Genomic DNA, 17,674 nt, shown 5'->3' on the forward strand with positions numbered 1-17,674 from the left:
AAAATGCGTATTATATTATAGAATACAAAAATAGCTCTAAAGCCAAGAATGGAGGGGAATTGAAACCAATCCCCCCCAACTATTGACAAAGAGCCAAAAAAATCCCCCAAACGAGTTTGAGGGAAAGTATAACATACTTGCATATTTACTTAAAAACCTTCAAACCCTTTGATATCAACCTATTTCTTTTCTATCAACACGCACGTCTCAACGTGTGTGTTGACAAGAAGGTGATTATAATACGCAGAATATAGGGGTTTTGCGTACTATTACACTTTCTTAGAGAACTATTGCATCTTAGTATCTCTATCTAATCTTACTCAGGTGCTTTTGCTTGATAAATATTAAATCTGAACAAACTAAAAAAGTTACCTTAATCGTCCTATCCTTACCGGTATACTTATGGACATTTTATTCATAAACTTCATACGCATCTCGTATACTAGCCACATAATCTTTAAAAAATACATTCAGAAATTCTATATCAAACTTCCTATAATCCCATTCTACTTCCTTATCTCTTACATCATCATAGACCTTTGGTAAAACCCCTGTTGAATTAACCTCATCTATCATTTCAAGCAGTTCATAAGGAGAAACATCTTCAATAATTCCTTTACCCTTCCCATCAGTTACATATGGGTAATGAGTGCCACTTCCTCGTTTCATTTCTGTTATCACTATTAATTCAATAGAGAATTCCCAACCAGCACCGTAGTCATATTCCATAGTCAAGAGATCTCCAACCATAAGTTTCAATGCAGAAAGTTTGGTTTTTATAGGGTCAATAATTGGCTTATCAATAAAATCAAGTTCTTCAATCATTATTTCATATCTGTTACCGCCAAATCTAATACAAAACAGATGACTAGCTGTACTCTCAAATGCAGCCAACACAGAATATCCCAGTTTAGCAACGTTTGAAACAGAGGTTATTTCAATATCTCTCCAAATAATATCCTCAAGGTTTTTTAGTCTTACTTTAAATTTATATACATCAGCCATTTATCATTTTCCTCCTGACTTATTGAAATGATCCATTCAAAATAGACCAATCTTCTTGTTAACGCTATAATTCGTGACCAATGCTCATTGTTCTCTGTACTTCTGGATATAGGTGACAAGGGGACGGGGTTTTTGTCACATCCTTTATGTATAAATTCCACGTCCCATTGACTCTCTTAATCCTTCTCTTCATAGTCCGTCTTATAATCTTCCTTACTGAGGGAGTTCATAGCAGTAAGCAGATATATCCTTGATATCATAGCCATAACAACTCCTATAAATCCTGTTCCTTGGTGATTGATTGTTAAGGATATTGATAGCAGTACCATAGTTATTCCAGTTAGGATTATATAGGTCCTATCCTTACCGGTATACTTATTTGCAATCTCCTGTTGGTCCATTGCATTGAAATTATGAACTGATCCCTCCAGAATTTTGTGAAATACCACAAGCTCTATGGCTATTACAAACAGAGGGTAGAACAGCATAGGAAGGAAACTTTCAACATTACCACTTCCTAAAAGGGACAGGATTCCTCCCCCAAGACTTGCGACAACAAGTATCATGGCGCTTATCTTAGGTCTGGAGAAGTCTCCCCCAGAAGTTTTTTCTTCAAGTTCTGAAATGCCTGTTAGTACAACGATCCAGCCTACGAAAGCAGGAAGTATGGTTAATATTCCGATGGTTATGTTGAAGGTTGCAATAAAGATGCCCCAGAATATTCTCTTGTAGCCCACTGTCATCTAAATCGCCTCCCTTGCTTTGATGTATCTGTACAGGCCCATAAAGCTATAGTTGTGGTATAAGCTTTTTATATTGTAGACTCTCTCATAATAATGTATGCCATCATCATCAGTAATTGTCAACTTTGGATGTATATCAAATAGCGTGTATTGACTAACTATATCATCCCCAATGCCTACCTTTGTTGTCACATCCAAAAAGTTTCCTTTCTGTAATGTCATTCCCAATGAATCCTCAGGATTGCTACCGTTTATCTTCCACTGAACCCTATCTTTAAATTTTTCCATAAGAGGGCTATCAATAGCTGTAATTGTTAGATCTCCAAGAATTCTGTAGCTTGTTTTTCCAGTTCCGTTATTGGATCCTGATGAAGAAACATGCTCAAGGGGACTTTTTCCGAACCTGTGCTCGTAAAGATGGATTTCTCCAATATCAACTGTCATTTCACTGGAGTCGCTAAACAGAATCCTGGCTTGTGTAAGAACTATTCCGTCCAGGTCTTTTTCTTTCGGTAAATCAATGATCTTGCAGTTCACACTTCTTACGTTGTATCGACCGTAGATGTCACCGGGTGTTTTGTTCTGTTCGGAGCCCCAATTGAATGGATGGCTATATCCATACTCCGATGCCTGGATTGTAATCTCAGGGTACTCGGGAAACGCGATATCGATTACGACACTGTTGTCATAAGCATTAGTGATATAACCCAAGTTAAAGGAAATATCCTGATAATGCTCCCTGTCCACATAGACTCTCTGATCATAGTAATGTTGAAAGAATACAGGTTCATCCAACTTAAGGTAGAATACTAGACTATAGCCTGCTACTACAAGAACGGCAATCAGAGTTAGTATCCCCTTAAAAATTCTATTATTTATTTCCATATACCATCCCCCCTGAAGTATACCTCCCAGTACCTTTTTAAATACTTCTCTCTTATATTTATCTTGCTTTTTTACAACGCTCCATTAACTAAAGCTAGATGCTCTAAACCATAAGCCTTTCTTCTCTAATAAAACTCATCTTTTTTATATTTTTTCAACTCTATTTTTTTAAGCCTCTTAGCTTCTTTTTCCTTTTTAAGGTTTTCCCAATACTGTCTTTTCTTACTCATTTATAGTCCCTCCATATTCCCTTTATAATCCAATTATACCACAATTATCTATAACTTTATAAAAAAATACGAGTACGGTTTAGTCGTATCACAAACAATTGTTTTCTATACAATTTCACCCTTGGCATTCCAAGGGATAGACGTGAACAATCGCCCTTACAGTCAATGTGTGTTGTATCAATACCCCGTCCCCTTGTCACGTTTTAAATACCTCTTTATACTTAGTCTAATAAATTAACAAAATTCTTCATTAGAGCATTATACTCTTCAACATTTTTAAACCTTAAAAAGAATTCAATATCACTTTTGAATATTGAATTACCATCGAAATATGTTTTTCTTTTGCCTTTAACCATAAAAGAAAGTGAAGGATATACTATTCCGTGTTTAATAATTATTTCATTTTTATTCTTTTGAAAAATGATTTTCCCCGCACCCAATGACTTAAATTCAAGTTCTTTAAGGGTATATACCTTAGTTTCAAAAAGAGGTGGAACAAAGCATTCAAAGTTCATATTATAGTCAGAATCCATCAACGCATCTTCGGAAATTCGTTTTATGCCACTCCCTAAAAACTCAGATACAATTAAATCTCATTCTAATCGGTGTTTCTCAAAAGCTCATTTTGCGTAAAAGTAGACCTCCCGGGGGGTCAAAAAACCCACAAACTCTAGTCTGTGGGAACATAGAAAACACGCTTACATTTTTATGTAAACATTATGTTATATTATGGACCCTTACTGTAGGCCCACCATATCGTACTTCAGTATAGCTCGTATGAATATCAGCTAAATAAACCGGAACATTAACTGTAGACGTGTCTAGCTCTACATCGTCATCGACCAAATTCAGATTACCAGATATATATATCTCTAGAGCATACTTCTCACATTGTTCTCTATTTAAATTTATTCCTTTTCCACGAATATTCAGAATATATCCATCCGTAACAGAGCAAACAATTACTTCTCCACATGTCTCATTCTGAAAAAATGTAAAACTCACAATTTCATAAACGCCAATATCGCCTCTTGTTCTTCTTCCGATAATTCTCATAATTTTTTCTTGTATGATGTATTTAGTATCAAATACATCAATACGCTCCTTTCTTTTTAAGTTTGTTATAATCAATAGTAACACTGTGGACTTTATATAATTTTCTATAGCTTTCAATATTTGGAGGAGTGTATTGCCACAATTTTATCTGAATCATTTATAGTTGGATAAGTCTTTGAACTTTCATGTCACGAAAGCTTATTAGGACTTCCATAACGGTTTCCTCTTCCAACATATAAACTCAATCCTTTAAGGCAGAAAACACATATAAACCAAAATAAACCTATTTTACGGATTAAGCCGCCTCTTCTATAAAACTTTCAATCAACCTATTCACCACCATTATAAAGTTAACTCCTCTGTATTTTTTAACATCTGGTGAAACACTACCACTTTATAATATTAATATACTTTGCAAATATTATCAATAAATGATTATTTTATATTGTTATATGTTTTATAATCATCTGAATTCATAGTAGTCAGACTTTTATTCTTTATAAAAGTACGACCCCCTAAAACAAAAATCCCTCAAACCGTAGTCTGAGGGAACATATTTAATACCTATTCAATTACCTAAAACCCCATACCCCTTGATTCCAACCTATTCCTTCTCTATCAAGACGCACGTCTCAACGTGTGCTTTGGCTATAAAGTGATACTGATGCGCAGAAAAGAGGGGTTTTGCGTAGCTGTCCCCCCTTTTAAGTGTCAAATAAGGAAAACAAAAAATGTTTTTTATGCGTGATTTCACTTTAAACATTTCTCTTCACCATTCTCTAATATACTATAATATTTCCCTGTAACGTTATCAATCTTTAGAATTGGTATTCTATGACTTACCTCAATATCTCCATCAATGTAAAAGTGACTAGCATTATCAAAGAAGATATCATGAAAGTCTTTATTTCCTGCAATAGTAGCTGTTGAAATGTGACCTGCAATAATATCTTTATAGAACTTTCCGGTTGTAGCAGGAAATTTCCATAAAAAAGTTTCATCTGACGTACCAATCTTCCATAACTCTCCTGCTTCTTCATCCACTCCAGCATGTACAAAAATTCTATCTTTTGTTTCATAATAACAAGGCAATTGATTCAACCATTTTAAGAGAGTGGGGTGGTTATATTTAATTGATTCTTTGACTTTCCTACTTATTCCAATCTTATCACGCTTAAACATCATTTTTTTAACTTCATCTAATTGCTCTTTAGTTAAAAACGTTTTTGAAGTTTTAAGGTTTTTATCTTCTGACAACCAATCATTTCTGCCATTTTTCACAAACTCTATAAACATACCTTCATGATTACCTTTCAAAACAATTATATTTTTAGGATATTCCTTTTGTAAATTCATAATTCTATATAGCACTTTATAACTATCTGGTCCTAGATCTATATAATCGCCAAGCAAAATTAATTGATTATCTCCTGAAAGGTCTACTTTTTTTAATGCGTCTTCAAATTCATCTATAAAGCCGTGAATATCACTTATTACATAAGTAAATGCCATTTTATACAACACCTTCATTCTTTTTATCTTCATCGTTATTTGTGGCTACTGTTAAAAAAATGCATCAGTACTACTAGGTTATTTGATTTGTTGCTCTAATAATTTATACCAACTTATATCTTCTCCTAACGATAATAAATAATAAAGTTTCAAGGTGCTTCTTCATGTCTTTAACTTCCTGATATGTAACAGTTATGCTTTTGCTATATTTCCATTTTTTTTCTTCTTAAACTCTCCACATCTCTAAGAGTTAACTGCGTAGTAGGCTTCATATTAAACACCTCTTTCAGTTAAAATCTTATAAATCTTAATTAATTTGTCATCTGTACTGAGCTTCTTAAACTGTTCAAGATTCATATCTGGTACAGTTGCAATCGTATTAGGAACATTTTCTTCTGCTACTGCTGCTGTGCTCCCTGTTGTCATCTTAAAAAGCTGCTTACCTGAAAGATATTTATCTAAACAAGTCTCTTCTACTAAATATGAGCTCAAAATTCTAAGCGCCTTTGTTGGCATTGGAAGTTCAGCTTGGCTTTCAAGTTGAATTACTAAAGTCATATCATCCGGCGAAAAGCAATAGTCAACAATCTGCTTTGGATTTTTAGCAATTAAAGATTTAGTATTGTAAATTGTGACTCCTTCCTTTATTGCTTTCTTTGCTTTTTCGTCAAACTTTGCACCTGTATTCACAAACTGTGCACTAATTGTATAGTTGTTCTTCATCATTAATTCCTCCTTGGATATTAGATTATTAAATGAAACCATTTTAATCCGGAATTCAAATGGCATTCATCTGGTATTATAATATCATATACATATCCAGAAGTCAACAGGTAATCAAAGTTTTTCTTTATTTTTCTATTATCCCAGCACTTTCCTTATTAATTGTTGAAAGAAATTATATAAACCACCGTAATTTCTCACTCCAGCCTCCCTTAGGAAGTTAGAAAGGAACAAAGCCTTTCGGAAATGAAGGTGCTGCAGATGCAGTCACACATGAATGACAATAGCCAGTTTGATACTACTACTGAAGATGAATTAATCGATGTGCTTATCGCAATCCGTGTTGTAGCAAAAAGACTGGCAAACAAGCTCAGATAACAAATTGAGAAAAGGAGGAAAATCCAAGTGAGTAAGATGAGTGAATTATTAATGGTAATCGACGAGATGATTAATTGCGGAGAAGGAATGATCAAATCTGCTAAGCAACTAAAGGATATATTTTCTACAGAAGACCTTCCCGAATCAAAAGCTGTAGCCATAACTAAAACAAAAGCACTTCCTGTAATAGAGAAACAGTCTGAAATGAAGACTTACACTAAGGAGGAAGCACGCAGTATCTTATCTGTAAAATCTGCAAGTGGTTATGGTAAAGAAGTAAAATCCTTACTTTCAAAGTATGGAGCTGATAAGTTAAGTGCCTTAAAATCAGAAAATTATGCAGCTGTTGTAGCTGAAGGGGAGGTAATAGGAAATGGCTAAACATGCTTTCTTATCTGCTTCCGCTAGTCACAGATGACTTAACTGCCCGACTAGCGAAAAGTTATGTGAAGCACTTCCAGATCATAAGGTACCGAATGTCACGAATTTTCTCCCCCTTTGCATATTTAGGTTCCTTTTTTACAGTAACAGCATGTAAATTTAATTATTCATATATTTATGAGCTGTTGTTTTGTTTATTAATAACAATCTTTTTATTTAATTAAATTATACCAATAATTGTTTTATAATTCTATAAAAAAACAAAAAATCCGACCAAAGTTTTTTACACTTCGATCGGATTTTAAATAATTAATATTATTAAATTTTACATTCAACTTCTATACCATCAAACATACTAAACTCAATAGTTTTATTTTCAAAAACAACAATCTTCTCAACCATCTTTTCAAATAATGCTAAATCGAAATTCTCTAGCCGATTTGCTTTTTCAATAACCTTTATAAACTGCTTAGCCTTATACTTCTTTAGCAAATCATCACTATCCAAATGTTCTTCCCACTTCTTTCTAAAATAATCTTTAATCTCTAACATTATATTAAATGTATTTATAAACGCTTCATACAAAACCTTATCGTTTATAGTTCCCAATTTCATAATATAAATGTATTAATTATTTACTTTTAACTTTACTTATACTATTATTAACATAAAAGTACTGTTGGGGTGTTAGGGGTGTTAGTATGCCTTTTTTAATGAACAAAAATAGAATTGCATTGTGTTTTTCATTTAACAAATATGGTTCAATTGATTTCATTGAAATTAATAACAAAGATCTGTTACCAGAAATGCTTAAAGACGGTAATATTGTGTATCTACACAAATGGTTAAGGTCTAGATGTATAGATTTATCACGACGAAATGCTAGGATATTATTAGAACAACTAAAAATCAATAACAATTCAATTGACCCCGTTATGTATAATAAAGGAACCTCTTTAATCGATACTTTCTGGATTAAATATAATGAATCAGAAGCATTTAATGATAATAATTTATATATAAAAGCTTTTGATACTAAAATTTTTGATATAGCTCTTAATGGCGCTTTACAGAGCCTCCCTTTGGGTATTAATACAGAACTTACTAATATTGGTTCGTTCAATAAAGCTTGGAGTAAAAAGGGTAACAACTGGTGGTTATATAAATTAGGTTCAAAAAAACATATATACGCAGAACTGTTTACTTATTATTTAGGAAAATCGTTAGGTATGAATATGGCAGTATATAAACCACTTAGCGATCAAAACTTAATTACCTCTTTGAACTTTACTGATGAGTCAATTAGTCTAGAACATTATTTTTCATTCAAATATGCATTTAATGATACGTCTTACAATGAATCTACAGTTTATCATAATATGAAGTCTATCGGGCTACATCATTCTTACCTAGATATATTATTACTTGATGGTATTGTATGTAATCCTGATAGACATGAATTTAATCTTGGAGTCCTAAAAAATACAAACACAGGTAATTTAGTATCGTTAGCACCAAATTATGATAATAATCTAGCTTTAGGTGCTGAAAGTAACTTAACTCTTTATTTGTTAAGAGAATACTTAGATACATTTGGTCTTCCAGAACATCAAATTAAATACATTAATACTCTATCACAAGATTTGATGCTTTCTATAGATACTCAAGTAAAAACAGAAACTGGGTTTACTGATTTAGACACAACTGATATTTTTAATTACTTTAATCAAGTAATCATTGCATTAAAGTCTTATCAATCTTGCTAAAACCTACATAAGTATGAAAACAAATACTTGTCATCTATAAATAGATACTAATGTTAATTAATTATTTTACAAAGTATTGATTATCACATTGTGTTAAATAGAAATGATATCGTTATATAAAACATAATGTTTTTCATCTTGAAAATTTTTATCTATATGAAAATGTCCTGAATACCAATACTTATAATTCACATTATTTTCTATGTATTGTAGAAATTCTTCTGTAACACTTTCCTCGCAAACCTCATCTCTTAATCCATTTAGATAGTTCTCTCTAAACCCCTTGCTTACCGTATGAGTAATAACGTAATCAATAATGTTATCCTCTCTCTGCAGGTTTTCTTTTGCTTCTTTTATTTCTTCTATTGAAGCTTCTTCACTTGCCCACCATGATATATTTTCTCTTCTATCTTTTTTGTCCGTTGATAATGCACCACCAAAAGCAAAAAACTTTTTGCCTTCAATTGTAAATATTTGTCCACGCATTAAATGATAAACCGAAGGTCTAATTTTATGAACTTTTCCACCTTTCCATTGCTCAATTGGGTATTCATTTAACAAATTATGATTCTCATGGTTTCCATCTATAAATAAAGTTGTATAGTTTTTATTATTATGCCAATCTAACCAAAAACGATCCTTTTGTTCACCAAACCACACTCCCCCAAAGTCACCACATATTATTAGATAATCTTTCTTCGTAAGTTCCTTTTGTAATGAAAACCTTTTAGTAGTTAATTTTCCTACATCAATACTCCCGTGTATATCTCCCGTAATCAATATCACTGTTCTCACCTTCTTCTAATTATATTAATAATGCCTTAGTAAAATAGAATAAAACTATAGTACTAAGACATTATTAAAATTCTTGTTAAATACCTTTTTTTATATAATTTAAATTATATCATTATTTTTTATTTATAGAGATTAAAATTCTTTTTCACTGCAAATATAATAACTTGATTATCGATAATGTCAATGACTCTTCCTGGACCAACAACCAAAAACTCATCCTTACCTATTTTATCCAGGATTCCTATTGGGATATTTTTTTTAATATTGGTTTGAAGCTTATCTAATATTATACTATTGTTTGTTTGTTGATTAAAGTAAGTAAACTCAAAATAATTTTTATCATCTGATATTCCATACCCTGTTTGATACCCATTAATTTCTTTCTCATAATTGCTATGTTTATGATCAACTATTGTGTATATTATTGTTTTTTCATTTGCAGATGAGTGCAAACCTCTATGAATAGAATGAATCCTATTTTTTTGCTCTACACTAATCGAAACACCTTGTAATACTTCAAATAATTCTTCTACTTTTATAAATGCTGTTTTATCATTTTCTCCTAATAAATCTACTTCACTTCTTGTATATCTGTCGATAATACGATCAATTTCTTCGCTGCTAAGTTCTTTTTGTTTAAAACCAATTACTTCTAATAGTCTCTCATTTTTAATAATATTCTTTTCCATATTAATACCTTCCTTTTCTTTTTTTAAGTTAATTGTAAATTTGATAATACAGTTTTTAATAATGATCATCCTTTCTTTAATGTAATCTCATTTTTAAATAATGCTCTTGTTATATTTAATGTACTTTTATCCTTTACAGTCCTTATCACTTTTTTCAAAGTACACCCTTAAAATTTTTAAAGTACTAAGGATAATTTTAAAAAGTACATCTATTAATAAAAAAGTATATAAATTGCTTCTAGTACTAAATGATCTTTTTAGGCATACACCATTTTTATCAATGCATAAAAAAAAGACTTAAACATTATTAAAGTTTAGTCTTCTTTATAGTTCATTACAAATTTCTTTATATCTACTTTGGTCGCTCTTCCTTTTAGAATATGATTATTTTCTTTTACTTGTACTACGTTTATGAAATATTGATTTTTAAAGGTATTAAATTCTTCTTTTTCAATGTAAACATTGTGTTTATCATATGTAGAATATACTTGAAATTGCATAACACCATTATCATCAATATTAAAGTAGTACTTCTTTTCATATTTTGATTCTATATCTTCTATAATACTATCTAATTCCAATGAAGAGTCATATTTCTCTATAGCTTCAACAATACTAAAGAGGGGTTTTTCAATATATTCTGTACCACTATAATTTATTTCATAAAATATGCTTTTTCCATATCTATCAAATCCTATAATATCAACAAAACTACTATAAATGCTTTCTTTAATATATCTATACCTTTCATTAGTTAAATCATAATATAATTTGTAGTTATTAATTATTCCATCTGCTTCTTTAGTATGAACTTTTACCATTTCATTATACTCATTTATTCTATATACTTCTGTGTAGTCAGAAAAGGAATTGCCATACCCGTAAGTTACTATTAGTTCGGGCACGCCATTAAAATCTAAATCTATTAATCTAGCCTGACTTACGTTGGTATTTTTCCATTCATATACTAAATGATTGATATAAAGTTCCCGCCAATCTTTATTTTCTTTTAATATAATCATCCCCAAAAATAAAAACAATAAACTAAGTGTTATCCCCAAACTCATAATGGAACCTTTATTTCTCATACGATCTCCTAAAAAATTATCTAACCTAAGTTTTTTCAAATTAACTACTTAAAAACTCTTTAATTTTTTGTTCTAATGCATTGCATGAATCGATCAACTCTTTTTTAAAATTATTATATAATTTATCATCTGTACTTTCTGGAACATCTAACTTTAGAACCTTCAATGGAGTCTTTCTAATATCGCTATTTAATTTCCATTTAGATTCTTCTATACTTTCATTATCGTTGTTAGGACAAATTATTCCTGCTGCACTTGCGTCTTTTAAATGCACATAATTAATAATTTGTCTAATTGCTTCTGAATCATAATTACCTTTATTCCATCTAGTACTATATTTTGCATCAAAAATATACTTTTTGTCATTACATTCAACAAAAAAATCTATATAGTTTGGTAATATTTGCATACCATTTTCTTTCTTTAAAACATAAATCTTTTTTTGCTCTTTTGTATTAATTTTAGTTTTAGAAAACACTTCATTATACAAGAACTTTTCCCACAAATCAGGAACATACACTAAGATACCACTAACTTGATCTGTCTCATTCCCATAAACTGATAGCCCATTTCTTTTAATAATATCTAATGATATCTTTCTTAATTCTTCATATTCTTTATAATAAGGGTGATTAACCTTCTTATTCACCTCAGGATTATTAATCAAATTCATGGTTGAAGAGTATGATGGGGTATTTTCATTGATTACTCTAATTGCATCTTTTATTGTTACATCTCTTTCATATATAGATTTCCAAATTTGAGAATTCTGTGCATTTATGTAATTATGAGCTTTTAATACTAACCACATAATAGGGTTGTCATAACTATACTCTCTTTTATTATAAGCAACTTTTCCCATAAATGGTGTATTCACTTTCATATGTCTTGAAAAATCAATATTTCCTTTTAAATTATACTCATTATATCTTTTTGTTTGATATGTTTTTAAAAGACCTTTTCTATATGCTGATTTTAAATATGTAGCATAAATGTGCATTAATAATATATCTAAAATATTATTATCTTCCTTTGGAACTGATGGAGATTTTTGTATTCCACCTGAAAAATAACTTTCTAACATGGCTTGTAAAAAATTGTATTTATTCTCTTTATCAAATCTTGTACCAATTTCAATCAGTAATGTATTTTGATTTTCATCTCTTAATTTCATTACGCCTATAAAATTTCTAACCCAGAAAATACTATCACTTTCAAATTCAACAAGTTTTTCGCTTTTTTTATTTTTATCTACCTCAATAGCTTTATCATTATCTATCCAAACCAAATTGTAATCTTTTTTTAATGATTCGATATTATATAATGATAAATTTCTTATAAAATTTATATTCTCTTTAGATATTTTTTGAGAATACCCTATGTGCTTATCCTCTGAAATATTAAACGTATCCTCATTTTCATCTCTATGAATAACATATCTTGTATTTTCTTTCAACTTTATACTTAGCATTCTTATTTATCTTCCTTAATTAAGATATTCTTGCATTTTTCAACAAATTCCTCAGACTTTCCTGGATAACCTTTTACATATTCTGTTAATATTTGTTTAATATAATAATCCCATAGTTTTTGATAATTATTGCCACACTTATTAAATTTCCCAAAATAAGAAGGACCAATATGAAAATGTTCATTAAGACCGAAATCTTTCCCGTATTCAGTAATGCAATTATTAAGTTTTTTTGCTCTTTCTACTAAATCGTTTAATTTACTATTGTCACAACTCTTACTTAACATACTTTTTAAAACCGTTTCCATTACATCATTTGCCTTTATCTCATACCAAGCAAACCTTCTTCTCATAGCAAAATCAAAAACCTCTACACTTCTATCAATATCATTCATTGTTGCTATTATGTAAACATTCTCTGGTATTTTAAAAGTATCTTTGGAATATTGAAGATTAACACCTATAAATTGTTCTTTTTCTCTTTCCTTATCGAATTTTTCTCTGTAATCTGGCTCCAAAGCAAACATTAATTCCCCAAAAACTTTTGATATTTCCGCTCTATTGATTTCATCTATAATGAAAACGTACTTATTATTTTGATCATCTTTTGCATTGTTACAGAACTCTTTAAAAACTCCATCAATTAATTTAAATTTCAATTGATCACTTGATTGTTCTTCCTGTACTGGCTTATACCCTTCAACAAAATCTGTGTAATCATAAGATGGATGAAATTGAACTAACTTGATTTGTTTTTCAGGATCATTTTCTCCAATTAATTCAATTGCAACTTCTTTAGCAGTGTAAGTTTTGCCTGTTCCTGGTGCTCCATTTAGTATTAATTGTTTATCTAACTCTATTATTTCAATTAAATAATTCATCATATAACTACAATTAGGTTTTTTTTCTAATTTATTATTTTTTTTGTCCTCAAATGTAAAATTATCAAACCCTATTTTATTTATTTTTTTATTATTAATAAATAATTTTGTTATATCATCATTTGAATTTTTAGATCCAACCTGTGTGTATATCTTAAACTCTATACCATTAAAAACGAGCTTATTCTTATCATTACCATAGCATTTACTTTCATAATCTTTATCATTTTTAAATCTTTCACTTGAATGTATTTCCTCTATTGTAGAAAATTCACCATTTTTTTTATCTTTCAAGCCTTCTATGTTCCATATTTCCTCGAACATCTCTTTTAATTGTTCATAATTATTAACTTCATCTTTTTTTTCTTTATCGTTTATATATAGAGATACAACTTTAAAACATAATGCTCTTTTACTATCAGAACTTTCTTCTTTACCTTTATAAGTAAAATACACTTTATCAGCCATTAAATTCTCTCCTCATCATTCTTTAGACACAAACCACTAAATATTTACTTTATTGTATTTTTTTATTATAGTATAAATCTACTTATTATGCTATAATTTTTTGAAATTATTAACACTATATTTCTTTATATTTCTGTAATAATAATTCTTTCTAAATATTAACTAATTAATTATTAATAGTCTAATAAAAATATTTTTTTACATTTCTTTCTCCTTTAATATTCAGTTTTTGATGCCTTTATTATCCATACCTAGCTTTGACTATCTATAATAGCGTTTGCTATAGGTTATCTTATCTATTCGATTTTAATTACAAGACCAACTTGATTAGTTTATCCTACCTTATTTTTATATCACATTCTATTTCCATACCATCTATCAAAGATAGCATTATTTTTCCTCCATCAAATACAACCATCTTCTCAATAAATATATTAAACAAATCTGTATTAAACTTCTCTATCGACTCTACTTTTTCAATAACCTTTATAAACTGTTTTGCCTTATACTTCTTTAGCAAATCATCACTATCCAAATGCTCTTCCCACTTCTTTATAAAATAATCTTTATTCTCTAACATCATATTAAATGTATTTATAAATACTTCATACAAAACCTTATCGTCTATATGTTTATTCTCACAAATCTTTTTGCCCTTAATCTCATACTTCCTATTACATCTCCAAATATATCGCCTTAGCCTTTCATCTGTTGAGTTCCATACTTTTCTCCCAAAGATACTACCACAGCATCCACAAATAACTTTTCCCGAAAAAGGGTTCTCCTTACAAGAATAATCTATCTTGGTTAATCCGTACCTTTCTACATAGTTTTTTCTTCTCTCCATCTCTAGCTGTACTGCTTCCCACATTTCTTTATCTATAATGGCTGGATGGCTTTCTTCTACATAATACATTGGTACTTCACCTTTATTTTCTACCCTTTTCTTTGTAAGAAAATCTACTGTATAGGTTTTTTGAAGAATGGCATCTCCTTTATACTTTTCATTGGTTAACATTTTTCTTATACTGCTAACATACCATTTAGTTGTTCCATTCCAGTTTTGTATTCTTTCCTCTTCCAATTCTTTGGCTATTCTATTGGCACCTTTTCCATTTAGGAAATCTTTATAAATTCGTTTAACTATTTTAGCTTGTTTTTCATTAATAACAAGGTTTCCATCTTCATCTTTATCATACCCTAAGAATTTTTTATGGTTTACAATAACTTTACCTTGTTCAAACTTTCTCCTTATGCCCCAAGTGGAGTTTTCACTAATACTTCTTGACTCATCTTGGGCTAGTGAACTTAAGATGGTTAGTAGTACCTCACCTTTTGAATCTAGTGTATTGATGTTTTCCTTTTCAAATAATACCCCAATGCCCAGTTCCTTAAGTGTTCTTACATAATTTAGTGTATCTAAGGTATTCCTTGCAAATCTTGATATAGACTTTGTAATGATCATATCTATTTTTCCAGCCTTACAATCCCCTATCATCCTATTAAACTGTTCTCTCTTTTTTGTATTAGTGCCTGATATCCCTTCATCTGCATAAATACCAGCCAGTTCATAATCAGGGTGATTGTCTATATAGTTAGTGTAGTATGCTACCTGCGCCTCATAACTTGATAATTGTTCTAGTTGGTCTGTTGATACCCTGCAATAAGCTGCCATTCTCTTTTTCAATGGTTCTAGTTTCTCTGCTGTACTTTGATTGGTTGTTCTTGCTGGTATAACGGTAACTTTTTTTGCCATTCTTAATAACCTCCTCAACAATGGTTTCTTCTTTTATCTTAAGCCTGTTAACCTCTTCATCTTTAATAACCGTTCCATCACAGGCATTTTTTCCATTTTTGATATAATTCCTACATTGCCACACAATCTTTTTACTTGGTAGATTACTGTTCCAAGTTCTTCTTTGTAAGGTTGCCCCGCACTTGCTACAATATAACATTCCTGTAAGGGGATACCTTTTTAGATATTTCTTTGTATCCCTTTCAATGCTTTTTTCATTTGCTCTTCTTTCTATTTCTTCTTGTACCTTACCCCATATTTCTTTTGATACTATGGCAGGATGGTTATCTTCTATATAATAGCTTTCTAACTGACCTTTATTAAGATACGTTTTTTTCTTCTTATGCTTCGGCACATAATACTTTTGAAGTAAGGCGTCCCCTTTGTATTTTTCATTCTTAAGGATGTATAAGACTGTGTTTTCATACCACCTTGCCCCTGAAACTGTAGGTATACCCTCTGCATTTAATCCTTTGGCTATGGTAAATACCCCTTTGCCACTTAGGTACTCTGTGAAAATCCTTTGAATCACTTTTGCTTCTGCTTCATTAATTATCAGATTACCTTTTTTATCCTTATCATAACCAAGGAATCTATTTGTATTAATTATCAGTTCTCCATTTTGGAACTTCTTTTTAGCGCTCCATCTAAGATTTTCACTGACATTTCTACTTTCTTCTTCTGCAAAAGAAGAGAGGACCGTAAGCATAAACTCACCGTCCTCTGATAATGTATTGATATTCTCTTTTTCAAATCTTACTTCTATGCCTAAATCTTTTAATTCTCTTACCAGTTGTAACATCACTACTGTATTTCTAGCAAATCTTGAAATAGACTTTGTAATGATTACATCTATTTTTTTCTCTCTACAAAGGTCTAGCATTCTTTTAAATTCTGGTCTCTTCTCTGTTGTTCCAGTTATACCCTTATCTGCAAAGATACCGACAAACTCATACTTTGGGTTAGAGGTGATAATCCTTTCATAGTAAGTGATTTGATTTTCTAATGACTCACCTTGCTTAGTGTTATCTGTTGATACTCTTGCATAAGCACAGACTTTTAGTTTTTTATTTTCTACCTTTTTAGTTGGTTCAATAATTCGTACACGCATTGCCTTGCCCCCTTTCTATCATTTGGTTAGTACCATTAATCACTCTATTTTTGATAGAAGTCAAGTTTATCGGGGGTATTACTAACATTACCATTCTTTGATTGTTACTTGAATAGCGATATCATGTTCTGAATCATAAGGGTTACAAAAACGTATTCTAAAGCTTGTAGGTGCTTCCAAGCCATCAAAGGATGTTTTAATATGTTCCTTTTTTGAAGTGTTAATCCGTCCAGTTGGATCGTATATATCCTTTAACTCTTTTCTAAGCAATCTACATAGTTTTGGTGCATCTGTTATAAATTCCAACTGGAAAAGTTCTAAGTTCTTTACTTTATCATTACTAAAGATTACCTTTTTATCTTGTACATTTATCTCATAGGCCATATGATACCTCCTCTCCAACTATTTCTTTTACGCCTTGTAATGAGTACCTAGTTCTTATATCATCAAGCATTGCTTTAATACTAAGCAAATCATATTTTAAATCTTGATGTCTTTCAACAATCTCAAGCCTATCTTTTGTTCTCCAAACATAAATATCTACCTTTGAATAAGTGGTTCTTCCTCCTGATATTTCAATATCATATTCTCCCATATCTAAGTACACACAATCCTCTAAATCAATCTGCTTAATACAATAAGGTTGTCCTAGATAGTTTAACAATTGCTGCTTTCCTTTTGATAATTTCACCATTAA

General features: G+C 30.5%; 19 protein-coding genes. 2 read left to right on the forward strand and 17 right to left on the reverse strand.

Annotation, left to right across the window (positions count from 1 at the left end):
* Window positions 1-411 precede the first annotated feature (411 nt).
* The 7 genes from EDC18_RS08155 to EDC18_RS08185 form a co-directional block, all read right to left on the reverse strand.
* Complete coding sequence (locus EDC18_RS08155; protein ID WP_132252078.1) at window positions 412-1,005, reverse strand: plasmid pRiA4b ORF-3 family protein; 594 nt, start codon at window positions 1,003-1,005, stop codon at window positions 412-414.
* Window positions 1,006-1,181: 176 nt separating this feature from the next.
* Complete coding sequence (locus EDC18_RS08160; RefSeq protein ID WP_132252080.1) at window positions 1,182-1,748, reverse strand: hypothetical protein; 567 nt, start codon at window positions 1,746-1,748, stop codon at window positions 1,182-1,184.
* Window positions 1,749-2,633: a hypothetical protein gene (locus EDC18_RS08165; protein WP_132252082.1), complete on the reverse strand. Its 885-nt coding sequence runs from the start codon at window positions 2,631-2,633 to the stop codon at window positions 1,749-1,751. It lies immediately after the preceding gene.
* A 451-nt stretch (window positions 2,634-3,084) separates the two neighbouring features.
* Complete coding sequence (locus tag EDC18_RS08170; RefSeq protein WP_132252083.1) at window positions 3,085-3,396, reverse strand: hypothetical protein; 312 nt, start codon at window positions 3,394-3,396, stop codon at window positions 3,085-3,087.
* A gap of 184 nt (window positions 3,397-3,580) precedes the next feature.
* The gene (locus EDC18_RS08175) at window positions 3,581-3,994 is read right to left on the reverse strand and encodes a hypothetical protein (RefSeq protein WP_165878520.1); all 414 of its coding nucleotides are present in this window, start codon (window positions 3,992-3,994) and stop codon (window positions 3,581-3,583) included.
* A gap of 675 nt (window positions 3,995-4,669) precedes the next feature.
* Complete coding sequence (locus tag EDC18_RS08180; RefSeq protein WP_165878521.1) at window positions 4,670-5,431, reverse strand: metallophosphoesterase; 762 nt, start codon at window positions 5,429-5,431, stop codon at window positions 4,670-4,672.
* A 273-nt stretch (window positions 5,432-5,704) separates the two neighbouring features.
* Entirely contained in the window at window positions 5,705-6,157 is a 453-nt protein-coding gene (locus EDC18_RS08185; RefSeq protein ID WP_132252088.1) for a hypothetical protein, read from the reverse strand.
* 402 nt (window positions 6,158-6,559) lie between these two features.
* On the opposite strand from EDC18_RS08185, the gene EDC18_RS08190 reads away from it, so the two are divergent.
* Window positions 6,560-6,913, forward strand: a complete 354-nt coding sequence (locus tag EDC18_RS08190) for a hypothetical protein (protein WP_132252090.1) — start codon at window positions 6,560-6,562, stop codon at window positions 6,911-6,913.
* Window positions 6,914-7,231: 318 nt separating this feature from the next.
* Here EDC18_RS08190 and EDC18_RS08195 read toward each other — a convergent pair whose 3' ends face one another.
* A complete protein-coding gene (locus EDC18_RS08195) occupies window positions 7,232-7,498 on the reverse strand; it encodes a recombinase (RefSeq protein ID WP_243115094.1) in 267 nt (88 codons plus the stop codon).
* Window positions 7,499-7,614: 116 nt separating this feature from the next.
* Between EDC18_RS08195 and EDC18_RS08200 the strand changes: the two genes are divergently transcribed.
* Window positions 7,615-8,679 (forward strand): hypothetical protein, encoded by a 1,065-nt coding sequence (locus EDC18_RS08200; RefSeq protein ID WP_132252093.1) that lies wholly within the window; start codon window positions 7,615-7,617, stop codon window positions 8,677-8,679.
* A 93-nt stretch (window positions 8,680-8,772) separates the two neighbouring features.
* On the opposite strand, the gene EDC18_RS08205 is transcribed toward EDC18_RS08200, so the two are convergent.
* The 9 genes from EDC18_RS08205 to EDC18_RS08245 form a co-directional block, all read right to left on the reverse strand.
* Window positions 8,773-9,465 carry a metallophosphoesterase family protein gene (locus EDC18_RS08205; RefSeq protein ID WP_132252095.1) on the reverse strand — a complete coding sequence of 231 codons (693 nt, stop codon included), beginning with the start codon at window positions 9,463-9,465 and terminating at the stop codon, window positions 8,773-8,775.
* Window positions 9,466-9,593: 128 nt separating this feature from the next.
* Complete coding sequence (locus EDC18_RS08210; protein WP_132252097.1) at window positions 9,594-10,163, reverse strand: hypothetical protein; 570 nt, start codon at window positions 10,161-10,163, stop codon at window positions 9,594-9,596.
* A gap of 314 nt (window positions 10,164-10,477) precedes the next feature.
* Complete coding sequence (locus EDC18_RS08215) at window positions 10,478-11,251, reverse strand: hypothetical protein (RefSeq protein WP_132252099.1); 774 nt, start codon at window positions 11,249-11,251, stop codon at window positions 10,478-10,480.
* Window positions 11,252-11,291: 40 nt separating this feature from the next.
* Entirely contained in the window at window positions 11,292-12,722 is a 1,431-nt protein-coding gene (locus tag EDC18_RS08220; protein WP_132252101.1) for a 5-methylcytosine restriction system specificity protein McrC, read from the reverse strand.
* A gap of 2 nt (window positions 12,723-12,724) precedes the next feature.
* Window positions 12,725-14,071 (reverse strand): McrB family protein, encoded by a 1,347-nt coding sequence (locus EDC18_RS08225; protein WP_132252103.1) that lies wholly within the window; start codon window positions 14,069-14,071, stop codon window positions 12,725-12,727.
* Window positions 14,072-14,408: 337 nt separating this feature from the next.
* Window positions 14,409-15,746, reverse strand: coding sequence for a recombinase family protein (locus EDC18_RS08230; protein ID WP_132252403.1), 1,338 nt, complete (start codon window positions 15,744-15,746; stop codon window positions 14,409-14,411).
* Window positions 15,691-16,977 carry a recombinase family protein gene (locus tag EDC18_RS08235; RefSeq protein ID WP_132252105.1) on the reverse strand — a complete coding sequence of 429 codons (1,287 nt, stop codon included), beginning with the start codon at window positions 16,975-16,977 and terminating at the stop codon, window positions 15,691-15,693. Before EDC18_RS08235 ends, EDC18_RS08230 begins: the two co-directional genes overlap by 56 nt.
* 87 nt (window positions 16,978-17,064) lie before the next feature.
* Window positions 17,065-17,361: a hypothetical protein gene (locus tag EDC18_RS08240; protein WP_132252107.1), complete on the reverse strand. Its 297-nt coding sequence runs from the start codon at window positions 17,359-17,361 to the stop codon at window positions 17,065-17,067.
* Complete coding sequence (locus EDC18_RS08245) at window positions 17,351-17,671, reverse strand: hypothetical protein (RefSeq protein WP_132252109.1); 321 nt, start codon at window positions 17,669-17,671, stop codon at window positions 17,351-17,353. Before EDC18_RS08245 ends, EDC18_RS08240 begins: the two co-directional genes overlap by 11 nt.
* Between the last annotated feature and the right edge of the window lie 3 nt (window positions 17,672-17,674).

Source organism: Natranaerovirga pectinivora, assembly GCF_004342165.1.
GTDB classification, from domain to species: Bacteria; Bacillota; Clostridia; order Lachnospirales; family DSM-24629; genus Natranaerovirga; species Natranaerovirga pectinivora.

Excerpts from the sequence above, each read along its gene's own strand:
- EDC18_RS08155 (WP_132252078.1), bottom strand. The coding sequence starts at position 1,005 with ATGGCTGATGTATATAAATTTAAAGTAAGACTAAAAAACCTTGAGGAT.
- EDC18_RS08160 (WP_132252080.1), bottom strand. The coding sequence starts at position 1,748 with ATGACAGTGGGCTACAAGAGAATATTCTGGGGCATCTTTATTGCAACC.
- EDC18_RS08165 (WP_132252082.1), bottom strand. The coding sequence starts at position 2,633 with ATGGAAATAAATAATAGAATTTTTAAGGGGATACTAACTCTGATTGCC.
- EDC18_RS08170 (WP_132252083.1), bottom strand. The coding sequence starts at position 3,396 with ATGGATTCTGACTATAATATGAACTTTGAATGCTTTGTTCCACCTCTT.
- EDC18_RS08180 (WP_165878521.1), bottom strand. The coding sequence starts at position 5,431 with ATGGCATTTACTTATGTAATAAGTGATATTCACGGCTTTATAGATGAA.
- EDC18_RS08185 (WP_132252088.1), bottom strand. The coding sequence starts at position 6,157 with ATGATGAAGAACAACTATACAATTAGTGCACAGTTTGTGAATACAGGT.
- EDC18_RS08200 (WP_132252093.1), top strand. The coding sequence starts at position 7,615 with ATGCCTTTTTTAATGAACAAAAATAGAATTGCATTGTGTTTTTCATTT.
- EDC18_RS08210 (WP_132252097.1), bottom strand. The coding sequence starts at position 10,163 with ATGGAAAAGAATATTATTAAAAATGAGAGACTATTAGAAGTAATTGGT.
- EDC18_RS08215 (WP_132252099.1), bottom strand. The coding sequence starts at position 11,251 with ATGAGAAATAAAGGTTCCATTATGAGTTTGGGGATAACACTTAGTTTA.
- EDC18_RS08220 (WP_132252101.1), bottom strand. The coding sequence starts at position 12,722 with ATGCTAAGTATAAAGTTGAAAGAAAATACAAGATATGTTATTCATAGA.
- EDC18_RS08225 (WP_132252103.1), bottom strand. The coding sequence starts at position 14,071 with ATGGCTGATAAAGTGTATTTTACTTATAAAGGTAAAGAAGAAAGTTCT.
- EDC18_RS08230 (WP_132252403.1), bottom strand. The coding sequence starts at position 15,746 with ATGGCAGCTTATTGCAGGGTATCAACAGACCAACTAGAACAATTATCA.
- EDC18_RS08235 (WP_132252105.1), bottom strand. The coding sequence starts at position 16,977 with ATGCGTGTACGAATTATTGAACCAACTAAAAAGGTAGAAAATAAAAAA.
- EDC18_RS08240 (WP_132252107.1), bottom strand. The coding sequence starts at position 17,361 with ATGGCCTATGAGATAAATGTACAAGATAAAAAGGTAATCTTTAGTAAT.
- EDC18_RS08245 (WP_132252109.1), bottom strand. The coding sequence starts at position 17,671 with ATGGTGAAATTATCAAAAGGAAAGCAGCAATTGTTAAACTATCTAGGA.